This is a genomic window from Paenibacillus sp. FSL M7-0896 (genome assembly GCF_037975415.1).
Taxonomy (GTDB): domain Bacteria; phylum Bacillota; class Bacilli; order Paenibacillales; family Paenibacillaceae; genus Paenibacillus_AQ; species Paenibacillus_AQ silagei.
In genome coordinates this window covers 4,906,095-4,924,573 of the sequence record NZ_CP150250.1, presented here as the reverse complement: position 1 = coordinate 4,924,573, position 18,479 = coordinate 4,906,095, and the positions used below count along the sequence as shown (strand labels likewise).

General features: G+C 52.8%; 8 protein-coding genes. All 8 read left to right on the top strand.

Going from position 1 to position 18,479, the window contains the following annotated elements; genetic code table 11:
- The first annotated feature begins 209 nt into the window (after window positions 1-209).
- The 8 genes from MKY12_RS21240 to MKY12_RS21205 all read left to right on the top strand — a co-directional run bounded on the left by MKY12_RS21240 (window position 210) and on the right by MKY12_RS21205 (window position 18,457).
- Entirely contained in the window at window positions 210-6,170 is a 5,961-nt protein-coding gene (locus MKY12_RS21240; protein WP_339249845.1) for an S-layer homology domain-containing protein, read from the top strand.
- Window positions 6,171-6,478: 308 nt separating this feature from the next.
- Entirely contained in the window at window positions 6,479-8,002 is a 1,524-nt protein-coding gene (locus MKY12_RS21235) for a glycoside hydrolase family 43 protein (protein ID WP_339310663.1), read from the top strand.
- On the top strand, window positions 7,999-8,994 hold the full coding sequence (locus MKY12_RS21230; RefSeq protein ID WP_339310661.1) for a glycoside hydrolase family 43 protein: 996 nt from the start codon (window positions 7,999-8,001) through the stop codon (window positions 8,992-8,994). The genes MKY12_RS21235 and MKY12_RS21230 overlap by 4 nt, the downstream gene beginning before the upstream one ends.
- 436 nt (window positions 8,995-9,430) lie before the next feature.
- The gene (locus MKY12_RS21225; protein WP_339310659.1) at window positions 9,431-12,238 is read left to right on the top strand and encodes a hypothetical protein; all 2,808 of its coding nucleotides are present in this window, start codon (window positions 9,431-9,433) and stop codon (window positions 12,236-12,238) included.
- A 144-nt stretch (window positions 12,239-12,382) separates the two neighbouring features.
- Complete coding sequence (locus MKY12_RS21220; RefSeq protein ID WP_339310658.1) at window positions 12,383-14,206, top strand: sensor histidine kinase; 1,824 nt, start codon at window positions 12,383-12,385, stop codon at window positions 14,204-14,206.
- The gene (locus tag MKY12_RS21215; RefSeq protein ID WP_339310656.1) at window positions 14,199-15,728 is read left to right on the top strand and encodes a response regulator transcription factor; all 1,530 of its coding nucleotides are present in this window, start codon (window positions 14,199-14,201) and stop codon (window positions 15,726-15,728) included. Before MKY12_RS21220 ends, MKY12_RS21215 begins: the two co-directional genes overlap by 8 nt.
- A 206-nt stretch (window positions 15,729-15,934) precedes the next feature.
- Entirely contained in the window at window positions 15,935-17,440 is a 1,506-nt protein-coding gene (locus MKY12_RS21210) for an ABC transporter substrate-binding protein (RefSeq protein ID WP_339310655.1), read from the top strand.
- Between the two features lie 90 nt (window positions 17,441-17,530).
- Window positions 17,531-18,457 (top strand): ABC transporter permease subunit, encoded by a 927-nt coding sequence (locus tag MKY12_RS21205; protein WP_036731566.1) that lies wholly within the window; start codon window positions 17,531-17,533, stop codon window positions 18,455-18,457.
- Window positions 18,458-18,479 lie beyond the last annotated feature (22 nt).

Below are 18,479 nucleotides of genomic sequence, written 5' to 3'. Positions count from 1 at the left end.
ACAGGCAGGCGAGGGAGCATTCCTGAAATAGCTGAATATGAAGCACCATAAGGCAGGGCGTTCACGTATAAACGTGCGTTCTGCTTCTTTTTTATGACTTTTTGTAGGAATTGTCGACAATTTTCGATTATTTGTGAGAATTTTGTGAGAATGATTTGCTTTTATTAGGGATAGGCTTGCATTTCAATGATGAAGAATGGAGTGAGACAATGAAGCGTAAGAAGCTGCTCGCACTGCTAATGGTGCCCACAATGATCCTGTCTATGTTTCCAGCGCCCCTGGCTGTACATGCAGATTCAGCAGATTGGGGAGCAAGGGCTGCCTATGGCGGGGAAGGCGGAACAGAGCTTTTCCTGGGAGGCAAATTCATTGAACTGGGGATAAGCAACTGGGGGAATTTCGGTACGATGGGCAGTAAGCCCGCTAATTTCCGTGGAACGAATTCCAGACCTTATCTGGGAATGAGTGCGGATCATGACGGATATGGAACAGGCAAAGATCTGCCAGTCGATTATTATTTGCCGGGTACCCCTGAAGAACGGTTCGCGGTAGGATACCAGATCGCCGGAAATACATATGCGAAGTCCAATTCAGCGCAGATGCACTCGATGGATATGCCGACCACCGTTGTAAATACCTCGCAGACGGATAAAGGAATTCTGAGTGCGACTACGGTATCTACATGGACTGACACTATGGAGATTAAGCAGGTGATCAGCTTTGGGGAGAACCAGAAATTCTACCGCAATGATGTGACTATTACCAATCTTACAGATAAGAATTGGGACGGGGCGCGGTATATGCGCTCAATGGACCCGGATAATACGGTGGATCAAGGAGGGGCATATGTCACCTCTAATATTGTGACCCACACCATTGAGGAAGATCGTGCTGCAGTCGTGAAGGCGAGTACTATTGCTGATAATGATCCGCTGTACAAGGCCTTTAATTCAAGAGCCCCAATCTTCTTCTATTCCAGTGATCAACGGGCGAAGGCTTCCGTCTTCGGGTTTACCAATACTAACCCTTATGCGCTGGAAGCTTACAACAGTCCGAAGGCGAAGAACGTGGAAGTCAAGGCTGATGCAGGGATTACCATGACCTGGGATTCTGGTACGCTGGCTCCGAACGCAAGCAAGAAATTCACCTATTACACGAGTCTCGATGAGAGGGATTTCAGTGAAGTCATCTCTGACATTGAGCTGGATGAAGGTGCCAGCACCGAGCTGGTGGAAGCCAAGGCGAATGATGGAACCGTTACCGGCAACCAGAAGGTGAAAATAGTCGGTGCGACCCTTGCTGAATCTATTGATCCAAGCCATATCCGTATCAACAATCTGCCGGAAGGACTTGATTTCGCAGTAACCCGGCTGAGTGATACGGAGCTTAACTTCACACTGACTGGTGCGGCGGTTGATCACGGCAAGGATGCGACAACGAAGAACCTGTCCGTTACGGTCGATAAGGAGAATCTGCTGGGGATCTCCTCCGGTCTGACGACCAAGACCTTCAGTGTAACGTTCAGAGATCCTGCGGCGCTTAGCCTGAATAAAGGGATTGTATCCGAAGCGGTCTATGGCTCGGGTGAAATCACTGAGACGCTTGGCGTGACGATTACTGGCGGCAAATTCAATGAAACGATTGATGCAGCCGATGTGCAGGTGCATGGTCTGCCAGCCGGTCTTGGCACTAGCGTGACAAGAGTATCCGACACAGAGCTCACGCTTCAGTTCACCGGTGCAGCTACGGTGACCAGCGATGTCTACGGAGCTTATGTAACCGTAGCTTCCGGCAAGCTTGCCGGAAGCCCGGCGGACTTAAGCACGAACACCTTCAAATTCGATTTCTTGGACAAAGAGCCTTATCTGGTGGTCAAGACACCGCAGCTCTATGAATCGGATCTGAATGATGGCACGATCGGGGATGTGCTTGTTCTTGAACTGAAGAACGGTTCTTTCGATGAGTCGGTTATGGATGCCATCGAAGCGGTGAATTGGCCGCCGGGCCTTACGCCGGGCAAGATTACCGTGGATTCTCCGAACCAGATTACGGTGGCCATTACCGGCCAGGCTGCCAGCCATAAGACTGCTGACAGTGTGAACCGGGCAGCGGTTACGCTAGCAGGCATTCCGTCGGGGACCTTCGCTATTCTGTTCCGCTCTCCTCCGGCAGTGATTGCCGCGTCTCCTGATGTAATCCACGATGCGGGTGACGGCTCAGCGGCAGAGACGTTGACGGTGACTCTGCGTAATGGATTATTTACTGAAGAGGTCGAAGGCGGCGTAAACGTCAATAATATGCCTGAAGGCTTAAGCTTCAGCGTGGTGCGGGTTAGCGGCACGGTACTTGAGATTCATTTCACCGGTCAGGCGGCTGGAAAGTACGAGGCTTCTGCCTTTGCTTCAGTCACAGTTGATCCTTCTATTATTGTAGACGGGGTTAAGCCTGTGACCTCCAATAACGTTGATCTGCAGTTACCGGGTGCTGGTGTGTTGGTGAAACGCGATATGGAAGCCTTAACCTGGGAGTTGATCCGCAAGGACAATACCCTGCAGAGCTCTGTGCTGAGCGGATTAGATTTACCCCTAAAAGGAGCGGGCGGCAGCACGATTACCTGGACCTCCACCAATGGAACGGTCGTTACCACAGACGGGACGGTGACAAGACCGCCGTTCAATACAGGCGATCAGCCGGTTACATTGACAGCGGTGCTGAAGAATGGGGCATCCGAGCTAACGAAGACCTTCGAGCTGATTGTCAAAAAGCAGGCCGGCACCGACAAACAATCGGTAACCGAAGATACTTACCTGCTTACCTGGAATACGATCCGCGAGGAGAATGTGAAGCAGGAATCCGTAACCTCTGCGGTGTATTTGCCGAAGAATGGGACGAATGGCAGCACGATCACCTGGACCTCTTCCGATGAAGAGGTGATTGCCACTGACGGAACGGTAACACCACCTTCCTTTTCAAAGGGGGACAAGCCGGTAACCTTAACAGCGGTCATCCGTAAGGGAGACAGCGTGCTGACCAAAGAATTCGTGCTTACGGTCATCAAGCGTCCAATGACAGATGAAGAATCTGTAAATGAGACCTTGGCCAAGCTGGACTGGGACATGATTCGGGAAGATAACGAGGAGCAGGAGCAGGTCCTGACGGATCTTGACTTGATTACCGAAAGTACCAGCGGCAGCACGATCACCTGGACCTCCTCCCAGGAATCAGTTATTACTCCGGAGGGTGTTGTGAAGCGCCCCGCTTATGCAGATGGAGACCAGAAGGTTACCCTGACAGCAACGGTGACCAAGGGCAGTGTGACTTATCAGAAAGAGTTCGTAGTGACCGTTAAGGCCAAGCGTGAGAGCATCGATGAACAGCTTGATGAAGCTATGAGACTGCTGAGAATCGGTTATCAGGGGCAAGATTCGGCCAAGAGTGTAACGCAGAATGTCGAGTTGATCTCCAAGGGCTACTATGATTCCGATGTAGTATGGACGAGCCACCGCAGCGATATTGTCAGCATCACCGGTGAGGTTCAGCGTCCGCTGAAGGATACGGTGGTAAGATTGACAGCTCGTGTGACCAAGGAAGGCTTCTTCCGGGAGCAGGACTTCTATATTACGGTCAAAGGAACGGCTACGGTCGATCTTCCTCAGGATGAATTGAATATTCAAGTGACCTATGCTCCGGGAGATTCAGAGGAGTCGGTGACCCGGAATCTGTTCCTGCCGAAGACAGGAGAGACCGGATCTGTACTGACCTGGACCTCCAGTAACCCGGATGTTCTCACGAATACCGGACGGATCAAGCGGCCGGGACCAGATGAACAGGATGTGACGGTAGAACTTACTGTGAAGCTGGCAGACCCTGACCGTCCGGGCGAGATGCTGGTCAAAACCTTTACAATTGTTGTCAAAAAGCTCAGCGACCAGGAAGCCGCAGAGGATGCGGCAAGAAGCACCGGAATCAACACGGCGGCCACTTTCGCGCCTGGTGATACCTGGGAGAGTGTCACTGAAGCCTTCCTGTTGCTTCAGACCGGTAAATACGATACGAAGATCACCTGGACCTCCAGTGAAACTCCGGTAATCGCCGTCCAGCAGGATGCGGACCAGGCCAAGGGAAATGTAACTCCTCCGGTCCAGGATACGAATGTTATTCTGACCGCTACCTTCACCCGGAACGGTAAGAGTGCAGTGAAGCAATACCTGCTGATTGTGAAGGCGAAAGGCGTAGTCAAGGAAGGTGCCGTTCGTGAAGCAACGTCCAGAACAGCCGGACTGTCTACCTCTAATGACGGCAAGCCGCTGGAGCAGGGCGTGACCATTCTAAGAACGAACCTGTCTAACGGAACGAAGATTGACACCATTGTGATTGATGAGAACGAAGTGTATAACCTTGTGGAAGGCGTGAACCCGAATGACCCGGATACAGCCAACCGGAGTGTAACCATCACCCATGTGGATGATCTGTCTGCGCGCGCGGATGAAATTGCAGTTGAAATTCCATCAACGGCCGTTTCGATTCTTGCCGGGCGCAAGGCTTCACTGGATATTGTAACTGCACTCGGCTCGATCCATCTGGATGCAGCCAGCCTGGCACAGCTTGATGCGAGTGCTACCGACCTGTATTTCCGGATTGTACCGGTGAAGGACCCGCAGGCGAAGGCGAACGTCCAGAGCAACGCGATCCTGAACGGTTCTTCCAAGCTGTCACTGGCCAGTGACAAGACACTTCAGAATCTTGGGTCACCACGGGAGATTGAGACTAACTATGACAAGATCAATACGCGGATTCAGCTTCCGTTGTCAGAGTTCGCGGATCAGATTCCGTTGCAAAGCTCCGGGGTGCGCGACGCCTTCCTGGACAGCTTGCGGGTGTACGTTGAACACAGCGATGGCGAGATTACAATCTACACGCCAGAAATTGTGTATAATCGGGGCGGCGAGCCTGTAGCGCTGGAGATTCAGATTAACAAATTCAGTACCTTCCAGATTGTACGGATTACAGATAAGGCTGCGGAGCCTGTTAAAGAAACTGAACCCGCACCTACAACTGCACCTGCAACTGTCCCTGGGGTAAAAGGCGAGACAGTTCCTTCGGCCAGTGTAGAGCTGACCGCAGATCAAGTGAAGGAATTGCAGAATAAGGGCAGTGAAATTGTGATCGAGTCGAAGCTGGGCACGATTAAGCTTGACGCAGCTGCTATCGATCTGGCAGCGCTCAGCAAGCAGTTTGGACTGAAGAATGACAATCTGGGTGGCATTGTCATCACAGCTGAGCTGGCAGCATCCTCTTCTGACAGCCTGGAAGCCTTCAAGCTTGCGGCCGCGAAGCAGAAGGTACAGCCTGGTAACACTCTGGTGAACTTCTCTATTAAGGCGAAGTATCAGGGACAGACGGTACAGGTAACCAGCCACGGCTGGGCGAAGTACACGCTTGAAGTACCGGCAGATATGAAGATTACCACTGGCGTATTATACCGGGATGGTGCAATCTATCATCAGCCGACATATGTAACCGTTAAAGACGGACGTTACTACGCTACGATCAACAGCCTGGAGAGCGGAGAATTCGGCTTAATCTGGAATCCGCTGGAATTCCCGGATGTAGCGAAGCACTGGGGTAAGCCGGATGTCAATGACATGGGCTCAAGACTGGTGGTAAGCGGCACGAAGGAAGCGGTCTTTGAACCGCAGCGGGCGATCACACGGGCTGAATTCACTGCCATGCTGGCAAGAGCGCTCGGCATTGTCACCCATGGGGAGCAGCCTGTTACGTTCAGCGATGTCTCCGCAGGCGGATGGTACGGGCTGGAGCTTCAGGTTGCCATCGAGAACGGCCTGATCACCGGTTATCCTGACGGAACCTTCAGACCGGACAACAATATCTCCAGACAGGAGGCCATGGCAATTGTCAGCAGAGCCTTGAGCATCACAGAACTGAAGTCTTCGCGCAGCGAAGAGCAGACTCAGCAACTGCTGAAGTCCTTCGCAGATTCCGCTTCGGTAGCCAAATGGGCGATTGCTAATGTGAAGCAGAATCTGGCAGCTGGTATTATTCTGGGCAGAGACGAACAGCGTCTTGCGCCGAACGAGAATATTACCCGCGCCGAGGCGTCGGCTGCCATCCGAAGATTACTGATTCAATCGAATCTGATTAATCCGTAAGTATAAGCATCACATAACCATTGTATAAGCAAGATCAGGGTCGTCCCTCAGCCAGATTATGGTTGGGGGACGGCTTTTTGTTAACTTTTGAGACCACTACAGGGTAGCCGTTAAACTCCGCAAAAAATGACCATTAACCCAAGCAAAATGGCGAGCAACCGGTGTGTTTTTCCAGTACAATCGGTTGTAGGCGGAAATTGCACATTTTTTCGGGGGAAGTTCTTTAGTCTGCGCATAGGAAAGTTCATTTCGGGCTTGTAAAATAACACTAGCGATTGTAAACGCTTGCTTTCATTCCAGAGGAGGGTATGATGCATTCCATGAATGTGCGGAATCCCGTAATTGCCGGGTATTATCCGGACCCCAGTGTGGTCCGTGTGAATGAAGATTTCTATCTGATTAACAGTACCTTTGAATATTTTCCGGGTGTGCCTATCTTCCATAGCAGGGACCTGATCGACTGGACCCCGATAGGGCATGTGCTGACCCGCCAGTCCCAGCTGGATCTGCGGACCACCAAGAGTTCGTCCGGTATCTACGCCGCCACCATCCGCTATCATGCCGAACGATTCTACATGATTACCACCGATGTACGGGGCATCGGCAATTTCTATGTGACTGCGGACAAGCCCGAGGGTCCCTGGTCTGATCCGATTCTGCTGCCGCACGGGGGCATTGATCCGTCCCTGTTCTTCGATGATGACGGGCGCGCCTATGTTACGGTGCAGAACGGTGCAGGCTATGAGTCGCATATTATCCAGTATGAGATTGATCCGTTGTCCGGCGAAGTGCTGTCGGAGCCGGTCAACATCTGGAGCGGAGATGACGGCCCGTGGGTCGAAGGCCCGCATCTGTACAAGATCAAGGGCGTCTACTACCTGATGACCGCCTCCGGCGGCACGGCGGGTGATCACCGGGAGATTATTGCCCGCAGCAGCAGTCCTTACGGCCCGTTCGAGGACAAGCCGGAGCCTATCCTGACCCACCGGGGACTGAAGGACCACCCGGTACAATGCCTTGGACATGCCGATCTCGTGGAGGATACATCCGGTCAGTGGTGGGCGGTCTTCCTGGGCATGCGTCCCGTGGAAGGCCGGTATTCCCCGCTGGGCCGGGAGACCTTCCTAGCTCCGGTCACCTGGACGGAGGACGGCTGGCCGATGATTGACAATAATGAAGGCACCGTTGTAGCCGCGGACGAGTCCAGCCTGGAGGAACAGGTGCGGCGCTTTACGCCAGAGGACGGCTTCGGGCCGGAGTGGGCCTTCCTCCGCGCTTATGAAGCGGAACGGTATTCCTGGACCGAGCGCGAAGGCAGTTTGACCGTGCGCGGGAATGCCTACACGCTGGACGATGAAGCGCCCGCCGTGTTCGCGTGCCTCCGCCAGCAGCATCACCGGATGGCGCTGGGCGTCAGCCTTGACTTCACGCCGGTGACCGAAGGCGAGCATGCCGGACTGGCTGCGCGGCTTAACAACCGTGGATATCTTTTCTGGGGACTTACTTGCCGCAGCGGCCGCCGGGTGATGGAGCTTGTAGTGAAGAACGGTGAGGAGCGGCAGGTTCACCAGTATGAGGTAAACGGTGAAGGTGCCGTTCAGCTTCGCCTCCGCTGCGACGGCCATTCCTACCACTGCTCCTATTCGGCAGATGGGGTGTCCTGGCATGAAGTCCCGGAGACGGTTCATGTATCGGTCCTGTCCCCGGAGGTCAACGGCGGCTTCACCGGTGTCTGCCTCGGCGTACATGCCTCGGGCAACGGTACAGAGAATGCCAGCCCTGCTTACTATGAAGGATTCTATTATTCCAATATCAAAGGAGATGCCTTATGAATCAGCAACAACCCCCTAAGCCTAACCAACCGATCGTAACTCACATCTATACAGCGGACCCGTCCGCCCATGTCTATGAAGGCAAAATCTATATCTATCCTTCCCACGATCTAGATCATGACGAGCCGAGCAATGATAACGGCGACCAGTATAAAATGGAAGACTACCATGTTCTCTCGATGGACAGCTTCGATTCTCCGGTGGTCGATCACGGCGAAGCGCTGCATGTGAGAGATATTCCATGGGCCTCCAAGCAGCTCTGGGCTCCAGATGCCGCATATAAGAACAACTCCTACTATCTGTTCTTCCCGGCCCGCGACCATGACGGCATCTTCCGTCTTGGTGTAGCAACGTCGGAGTCTCCCGCAGGCCCGTTCTCCCCGCAGCCGAATTATATGGAAGGCAGCTTCAGTATTGACCCGGCCGTGCTGGTAGATGACGACAACCAGGCGTATATCTACTTCGGCGGACTCTGGGGCGGCCAGCTGGAGAAATGGCAGACCGGCAGCTTCGTGCCGGATGCGGAAGGACCGGCTGCCGACCAGCCGGCGCTTGGACCGCAAGTTGCGCTGCTTAGCGATGACATGCTATCCTTCCAGGGCAAGCCAGCCGAGATCTCGATTGTCGATGAAGACGGGAATCCGATTCTGGCCGGGGATGAAGAGCGCAGATATTTTGAAGGCCCGTGGATGCACAAATATAACGGCGATTACTACCTGTCCTACTCTACAGGAACCACGCATAAGCTCGTGTATGCAATCGGCAAGAACCCGATGGGACCGTTCACGTTCAAGGGTGAGATTCTGTCCCCGGTCATCGGCTGGACGACTCACCACTCCATTGTTCAAGTGGAAGACAAATGGTATCTGTTCTATCACGACAGCTCCCTGTCGGAAGGCGTCAACCACAAGCGCTGCGTGAAATACACCGAGCTGAAATACAACGAAGACGGCACGATCCAGAGTATCAATCCTTATCCGGATGCGGAGTAAGCTGGCGGATAAATTAATGAAGGCAAGTAACATATGAGGTAACCATGAAGCAGCTCCTAGAGGGGCTGCTTTTTGGCGTGGCAAGGGTGCGAGTGAGGCAGATGTAGGCGAAATACCGAACACAATGTGCTGGTGCGGGGCGCTCGGGCTGAATGTATACGAAAAAGCGAACACATTGGACAGGTGCGGGTGCGAGTGGGTCGGATGTGTGCGAAAAACCGAATACAATGGCGGCGACGGAGACGCGCGGGCGGATTGTAGTCGAAAAACCAAATACAACTTTTCTTTAATTTGACCAGCGAATCTTTAATTTAGCTTCTATTAGTCCTCGCAGGTGCTGCTATATAGTAACTTTGATAACCATTACCCAGAAGGAAGATTCATCCAGTTATTATGAATGCGTTCTCATCAATCTGAAGAATGAGGAGAGTGAACAATGGTAGCTACATCCCGGACACACAGAATTCGTAAGCTGACTTCAGCGGTATTAGGTACAGCGCTGCTGGTGACCCTACTGCCGCAGACAGCCATGGCCGGAGACACCTGGCCGTTCAAAGGTGAAAGCGCACACGGTGCGAATCAGCCCAGCGTACACGGCTATACCAGCCAGCACATTGCGGACTGGAGTCCGCAGAGAGATCAGGACGCGGCGCTGCTGCGCTCCAGGGTGCCGTTGCAGCAGCGGATTGCACCTTTCCAGCAGACTCAAGCCAATCCGGCGCTGAATCCGGCGGTGCAGATGATGAATGTTGCGGGCGATTATGGCAATGCTTTTATCGAGAATGCCCCGTACACCAACAAGTTCGCCCAGTACCACTTCAACTTCTGGCAGTACATTGACTATTATTCCTACTGGCACGGAACAGCGACAGCGTATACACCGCCGGAATATTACGACGATCTGGCCCAGTCCGACTGGCAGCAGAAATGGTTCGAGTTCGGTATGCTGAACATTCCGAATCCGACATATACCGATGCCGCGCATAAGAATGGGGTTATGTCGCTGGCCGGAGTGTTCTTCTCGAACAATGACCGGGGGCAGCAGACCTATAAGCAGATGATCGTCAAGGATGCAGCCGGGAAGTTCCCGGTAGCTGAGAAAATGATTGAAATGGCCCAATACTTCGGATATGACGGGTACTTCCTGAATCAGGAGGAGCAGAATCCGAATGTGGCGACAGCGGATATTCCCGATTATATTGCTTTTATGAAAGCGCTACAGGATGGCGGGCTGTATGTGCAGTGGTACGATTCCCTGAATACAGCCACGGGAGCCAATGTCTTCGCCAGAACCTTCAATAACAATAATATCTCCATGCTCTACGATAAAGCGGCCAACAAGCCGGTGTCGAATTCGTTTTTCTTCGATTACGGTATGGGCAGCTCGCAGATTACCTCGGCGGCGAATTACTTGAATACCTTCAATGCGGCCCAGGGGACGAGCTACAATCTCTTTGAGACCGGCTTCGCGGGGCTGGAAGCCGGGCGCGACCGCTTCAAGAGTGTGCAAGGCTCAGCCTTGAGCAGCAAGCTGGCCGGGGGAATTCCACGGACCAGCCTGGCGACACTGGGCGCGGATTTTGTCCATGCTGGTCTGGATGAGGATATGAATCAGTCCTGGCCGGTCTCGAACCGCACGGATAACAAATACCAATGGATGACGAACCTGCGCGAGCAGCTATGGTGGTCAGGACCACGGGTAAATCCGAAGAATACAGCCGTGTCTTCCAATAATACGGTGGCCGATGTGTATGCCGATAACCGCTACTGGCCGGGGATCGCTTCGGTCATTGCCGAGCGCTCGGTAGTGAAGGATGCCAACTTCTATACCAGCTTCAATACCGGCCACGGCCTCTCCTATTACAAGGATGGAGCGGTGTCCAGCGCAGCTGAGTGGTCCAATATGAGCCTTCAGGATGTTCCGGTCACCTGGCAATGGTGGCAGGATACTACAGGCAACCGCCTGAACGTGGACTTCGATTATGGTCCGGGTTATGACCAGACTGCCAATTCGCGTATGAATTACCAGCAACTTGGCGGTTACAACGGCGGAAGCTCGCTGGCAGTGAGCGGGAATCTGAACAGCGAGAACTTCCTGCGTCTCTATAAGAGCGATCTTGCCGTACAAGCTGGTTCTAAGCTGTCCATCGTCTACAACAAGCCGTCTGCCGATGATGGCTCTGTCCTGAGTGCCGGACTGATCTTCCGTGACCAGCCTGCCCAGGTAGTGAAGGTTCCTGTTGCAAATAGCGGGAAGCATACCACGGGCTGGACCACAGCCGAGCTTAATCTTGGTGCTTATGCCGGCCGGGAGATCGCGGCCTTCGGCCTGGTGTTCACCCCTGGAGCCACACAAGCAGCCAATTACCAGATGAACATCGGCCAACTGCGGATTCATGACGGCTCGGCAGTCAAGCCATCCGCTCCTACTGGTCTTTCCATTGCCCAGGCGCTGTCCGGCACAGATGAGATGATCGTGAAGTGGAGCATGGACACCGATTACTCCAAGGTGAAGCAATACAATGTATACGTGAATGATATCTATGTGGGCGGGAAGTATGATGAGACCTTCTATATCAAGAAGCTTCCGGCCAAATCCGGCGTGTTGAAGGTGGCGGCTGTAGGCGCAGACGGGCTTGAGGGCGATCCGGCCACGCTGTCCTTCGACCTGAATGCTGCGGTATCCAAGGTGACTGCCGAATCCGCTGCGAATGGAGACTTCCTGGTAAAGTGGACGAATCCCGCCGCAGCCCAGGGAAGTATCAAGGTAACAGTGAAGTCGGTGAACTGGACTACCACGCCGCAGCCGGTATCGAAGGAATTGACCGTGCCGCAGGGGGCAACCTCAGCCTTGTTCCAGAATATGCCGGTGAACGGAGATGAGTATACGGTTACCGTTCAAGCCGGAAATACCGATAAAATAACCTATAACGGAACGTTCACCGACAAGGTGTCCGAGCCTTATGCAGAGAACTGGTCCTGGAACGGAAATACGCTGAACCTGCCGATGCCAAGCACCCGGGACTGGCGGTATATGTACATTAAGGAAGACGGCCAGAACCGGTCGTTCCCGGTCACCTATCTGTCCGGTGCTGCGGGCATGAAGCCGATGATCATCCGCGGCCGCACGACTAAGGCTGCGCTGAGCTTCACCTCTACCGCAGCAGTAGTTACAGTGGTCATGGAGGATTACAGCGGTAATAAGTCGCAGCCTGTATACCTCAAAGGCCAACCAACGCCGTAAGGCGCGGGTAGGAATAAGTACCGCCCATTCTGCACAACATACACAAAGCGCTCACCCTCTGGCAAAATTAGCAGGGGGGAGCGCTTCTTGTGTATCCCGGCTAGCCGCGCCTGCAAGGCTATCAACTATGTTAGGAGGTGAATGATGCGAAGCCTTTCGCTGTACCGCAAGTATTTTAAAGACAATATGTTCCTGCGCTTCACGCTGATCGTGTCCTGTATCTTCATAGCCACCATTATCGCCTTCTCTTATCTGGTGCTGCTGTTAATCTCGGATTCGGCGGTGCAGCGTCAGATGGATATCCAGCGCAAGAGTATGGAGAGCGTCAGCAATTATGTGGAGAACAAATATCAGTCTGTTCAGGATATGCTCCGTGATGTGTACAGGGACGCAAGTCTGGCCAGTAATACGACATTCTTGCTGGAGAATCCGTTAAGCGATTATATCGAGCACCGGCTGGACCGCTTTCTGTTGGGAGAACAGTCCACCTCGAACGCCATCCAGTATTTCCAGAACAAGATTGACGATGATCCCGATATCCGCAGCCTGATCCTGTACAGCGCCAACCAGCAGGTCATGTATTATTACGACAACCGCAGGCAGTTCGAGCGAATCTCGACCAATGCGGCGCATTCCTTCGTCCCCGATTCGATGGTTCTGGGTGAGGAGAGTGTCGTCTCTATTCCGAATATCTGGGTGCTGAACAGTATAGGGATGCCGACAGCCCCGCTGTTCTCGGTGAAGCTGCCGATCAACAATAAGTCCTCACTGCTCAATATCGGCCAACTGCTGGTCTACTTCGACTCCGAGGCGATCTGGCAGGCCATGAATAACTATAAGCAGGATTTCAAAGGCGATATCCTCGTGCTCTCGGCCCAGAATGAAGTCATCTTCGATTCATCAGGTAAGGGGTACGGCCGGAAGCTGCCGAAGCTGCAAGAGATTAACGCTGGCGAGGAGTTTACGATAGAGGGAATGGTTGTCACGAGTCTGACGCAGAGTCAGGCGGGGTATACGGTGATCAGCCTGATCTCTAAGCAGGAGCTGGCCGAGACCTACAGCAGTGCGCGGAGCACCATTGTGTCCATCGCACTCGTCTGTATTCTGTTTGCCGTGCTGCTGCCGGCGATGTTCATTTCTAATTTTGCCAAACGGACCCACCGCATTATCCGCTTCACCCGCAAAGTCAAGAACGGGGATCTGAACACCCGGATTGTGGACGGTAAGGAAGATGAATTAGGCCAGATTGCCAAAAGCTTCAACAGCATGCTGGATGAACTGAACCAGTATATCGACCAGGTCTATAAGGCGGAAATCAAACAGAAGCATACGGAGATCGCTACGCTGGAAGCCAGGGTGAATCCGCATTTTCTGTATAATACATTAGAGGTTATCCGGATGCGGGCGATTTCGAGCGGGGCGAAGGATGTGGGGGAAATGATCTACAGCCTGTCCATGCTGTTCAAGTCGTATGTCCGTCCGAAGCAGAAATATACGTTCAAGGATGAGCTGGAGGCCTGCCGTCTGTACCTGGAATTATTCCGTATCCGCTATAAGGACAGGTTCGCATACACCATCGAATGCAGTCCAGAGCTGGAAGAGCTTCCTGTGCTCAAAATGTCGCTGCAGCCGGTCATTGAGAACTATGTTCTGCACGGCATGCGGACAGGTCAGACTGATAATGTGATCCGTATTGTGATCACAGCAGAGCCGGAGAATATCCGCGCGGTTGTTACGGATAACGGCAAAGGGATCGCGGAGGAGCGGCTGGCCCGGCTCCGCGAGGTGCTGGAGGATCACGGCGAATTGTCCGGGTCCGAGTCGTTCGGGCTGCGCAGTATTCATGAGCGGCTGAGACTGATGTACGGCAAGTCTTACGGCGTAGAGCTAGAGAGTGAAGAGGGCAGCGGAACAGTGGTTACGATTACTTTTCCATACCCGCCGAAGGAGGAGAACGCAGATGTATAAGGTGTTTATTGTGGATGATGAGCCGTTCATTCTTAGCGGCCTGCAGGATATATTGGACTGGGAGGAGCTGGGCCTCACGATTGCGGGGCAGGCGGAGAACGGGCAGGAGGCGCTGGAGCAGCTGCGGGAGATTCCCGCTGATATTCTGATTACCGATATCTCCATGCCGGTGATGACCGGCCTTGAGCTGATCCGCGCCGTCCGGGAATTCCGCCCGGATCTGAAGGTGGTGGTGCTGAGCGGCTTCGATGAATTCATGTATGTGAAGGAAGGTCTGTCGCTCGGGATCGAGAACTATCTGCTGAAGCCGATTAATCTGGAGGAATTCCAGCAGACGCTGGAGACGATTGTGGAGAAGCTGAACGTCTTCAGGCTGGATATGCAGTGGTGGGAATATACGAATTCCGTATTGAAGGATAATGTGCTTCTGCGCTGGCTGCGGGGGCAGATTGATCCGCAGGAGCGCTCCGAACGGCTGAATCTGATCGGCCTGCCGCTCACAAGCCGTTATGTGCAGGTTGCCCTGCTACAGGTCGAGCCGGCAACGGATACCTTCAGGAAGAGGGTATCCGATCTGGCAGAGGCAGAGGCAGAGGCAGAGACTTCGTTCTTCATGTTCTGGGATTCGGACAATGATCTGGTGCTGATACATAACTATGAAGAAGCCTCCGCCGGAGCGGAGGAGATGGCGTTCATGCTGGAGGAGATTGCAGGCTTATGCACCGGCGGTGAGAAACTGCGCGCAGCAGTGGGCTCGCCTGTCTACGGGGTAGACGCCGCTCCCGCAAGCTACGAGCAGGCGAAGCAGGCACAGGAGTTCCTGGAGATTCACCCGGAGCGCAGCATTATCTATTATGAGCAGCTGAGGGACCGGAAGGAGGATCTGCAATCGGTCCTGCCTGAGGACTGGAGCGATTACGCCAAGCTCATTATGTCCAAGAATGTGGCCGGGCTGTCGGAGCAGCTGGAGCTATATTTTGCGGCCCCGAGTATGGAAGGGTTAACGCCAGCGATGCTGGAGGAGATCTCGCTGGAATGGATTCTGTTCTTCCGGGTGCTGATCAAGGATATCCGCAGTGAAACGGAGCGTGAGTCTATTGCCGAGGGCTTGACGGCGATCCGCCGGGCGAATTCGCTGCCCGCACTGTCCGCTGCGCTCCGGCAGACCTCGGCTGGCATCATTGGGATGCTGGACCGGGAGCTGAAGAGCCCGGTGGTGAATCAGGTGCTGAATTATATCGCGAAATCGTACAGTGAGGATCTGTCGCTGAAGAAGCTGGGCTTCATGTTCAACATTCATCCGGTGTATCTGGGACAGCTGTTTCACAAGACTACCGGCGAATCCTTTGCGGAATATATGAACCGCTACCGGATCGATAAGGCCAAGGAACAGCTTCGCACGACGAACCTGAAGGTGCATGAAATCGCAAGAAGCGTGGGATACTGGGAAATGGGATACTTCTACAAGCAGTTCAAGAAATATGTCGGGATCTCCCCGACAGAGTTCAAGGGGCTCCTTTGAAGGCGGCTCTTTTTGAAAAGAAAAGAAATTATATGTTAGGTACGGAGTTATTTTTCTTTATTTCATACCTGAAAATATATAGTTTCTCTTCTATTTGAAACTGCTTTCATCTTATAAAGTTAAGTTATAGCCCAAGGAAACCAGCAGCCGGAAATGCCCGGCAGGCCTGAATTTTCCGGACAGCTAATTAAAAGGGGGTACGGCAAATGAGTAAGAAAAAGAAACACTTCTCCTTGTTGTTGACAACGCTTTTAACCGTTTCACTGGCGCTAACGGCGTGCGGGGGAAACAGTAAGAACAATGCAGGCGGGGAAGCAGCTTCGGGCGGCAACAAAGCCTCGGAGACTACCGAAAAGCCAGTGGAACTGATCTGGTATACGATCGGGCCGCCGCAGAAGGATATGGACAAGGTCCTCACAGAAGTCAATAAATACACACTTGAAAAAATCAACGCCACACTCGATATCAAAATGCTCGACTTCGGGGACTACACGCAAAAAATGCAGGTTATGGCGGCTTCCGGTGAGCCTATGGATATCCTGTTCACCTCGTCCTGGGCCTTCGATTATGTGCAGAATGCACGTAAGGGCGCCTTCCTGCAGCTCGATGATCTGCTGAAGAATCAGGGCAAGGGCATTGTGGATACTATTGATCCGGCCTTCCTGGAAGGCTCCAAGGTAGACGGCCACAACTATGCGATACCGGCCAACAAAGAGCTTCCGGCTCAAGAGGTGTTCCGCTTCAATAAAGAGCTGCTCGACAAATACAAGCTGGATTTGACCAGCGTGAAGACGATGGCCGATCTTGAGCCGCTGCTCAAAACGATTAAGGAAAACGAGCCTGGAGTCACTCCTTACGCGATGGTGAAGGACTTCATGCCGATTATGCCTTTTGACTATGTGATCGAGAAGATGCCGATGGCTGTCTATATGGACACCAAGGACTACAAAGTGGTCAACATCCTGGAAACACCTGAGATTAAGGAAGCGCTTAAGACCGTCCGCAAATTCTACCAGGCGGGTTACATCTCCCCTGAAGTAGCGACTACCTCATCGGTAGATGATTTGTACAAAGCCGGCAAATGGTTCACTGACCGTGCATCCACCCAGCCGATGGCCGACAACCTGTGGTCTGCAAGCTATGGGTATCCGGTAGTATCGACACCAGCCAGTCAGCCTTATATCTATAACTGGTCGGTAATGGGCTCCATGCAGGCGATCTCGGCTAACTCCGAGTACCCTGAGAAAGCGATGGAATTCCTGAACCTGCTGAACACTGACCCTAAGCTGCGCAACATGATCGACTCCGGGATCGAGGGCGTACATTACGAGAAGATCAGCGACAACATGATCAAGAACCTCCCGGATGCGAAGAACTACGACATGCCTACGTTCTCCCTAGGTAACATCATGATCAACTATCTGAACGAAGGCGACCCTGAGAACAAATGGGAAGAGTTCAAAAAGTTCAACGATGCCGGTATCAATGCTCCGCTGCTCGGCTTCAACTTCGATACGTCCAAGGTGACGAATGAAATCGCCGCTGTTCAGAACGTGAAGGAAGAATTCTGGGCACCTCTGATGACCGGATCTGTAGATTCGGAAGAGTACCTGACCAAGGCTAACGAGAAACTCAAAGCAGCCGGTCTGGATAAAATTATTGCCGAAGCTCAAACGCAGATCGACGCCTGGAAAGCAGCGAATAATAAGTAGCATTCTATTAGAGGATCGGGCGGGTGATTAGACTTGGCCCGATCTTTTTTGTAAATATAAGAATTTTCCGGCATAGGAGGAACTAGAAGTATGGGGAAAATAGGAAAGTCCGCCAAAGATGTATTAAGAAATAAAGTGCTGCTGTTTATGGTTCTGCCGGGCACACTGTGGTTTTTATTCTTCTCTTACCTGCCGATGGTGGGTACGGTCATTGCATTTAAGGAGTACCGCTTCAGCCGGGATGGCTTCTGGGCCAGCATCATCAACAGCAAGTGGGTCGGCTGGGATAATTTCAAGTTTCTGTTCAGCACCAATGATGCCTATCTGATCACACGCAATACCCTTTTATATAATATAGCCTTCATTGGCCTGGGCCTGATTCTGTCCGTGCTGATGGCGGTGGTGCTGTCCGAGATTGCCAATAAAAAACTAGCCAAGTTCTATCAGACAGGCATGTTCCTGCCGTATTTTCTGTCCTGGGTTGTTGTGGGATACTTCGCGTTCAGCTTCCTTAGCTCGGAGCGGGGGCTGCTTAATGCCATGTTCGGCAGCAATATCTCCTGGTACTCGGAATCGAAATACTGGCCGTTCATTATTATATTCGTATTCCTCTGGAAGGCCGTCGGCTATAACAGCGTGGTCTATCTCGCCGCAATTATGGGCATAGACAAGTCCCTCTACGAAGCGGCGATGATCGACGGAGCCAGCAAGCTCCAGCAGATCCGCAGTATCACGCTGCCGATGCTGAAGCCGATCATTATCATTATGACGCTGCTTGCGATCGGGAAGATTTTCTATGCCGACTTCGGGTTGTTCTATCAGGTGCCGAGAGATTCGGGGACGCTCTACAGTGTGACTAACGTCATCGATACTTATGTATACCGTGGACTTAAGACTACCGGCGAGATCGGAATGAGTACGGCTGCGGGCTTGTATCAATCAGTGGTCGGGTTCGTGCTGGTTCTTACCTCTAATTACATCGTGCGCAAATTCGATAAGGACAGTGCATTATTCTAGGGAAAATGAAGGAAAGTGAGGT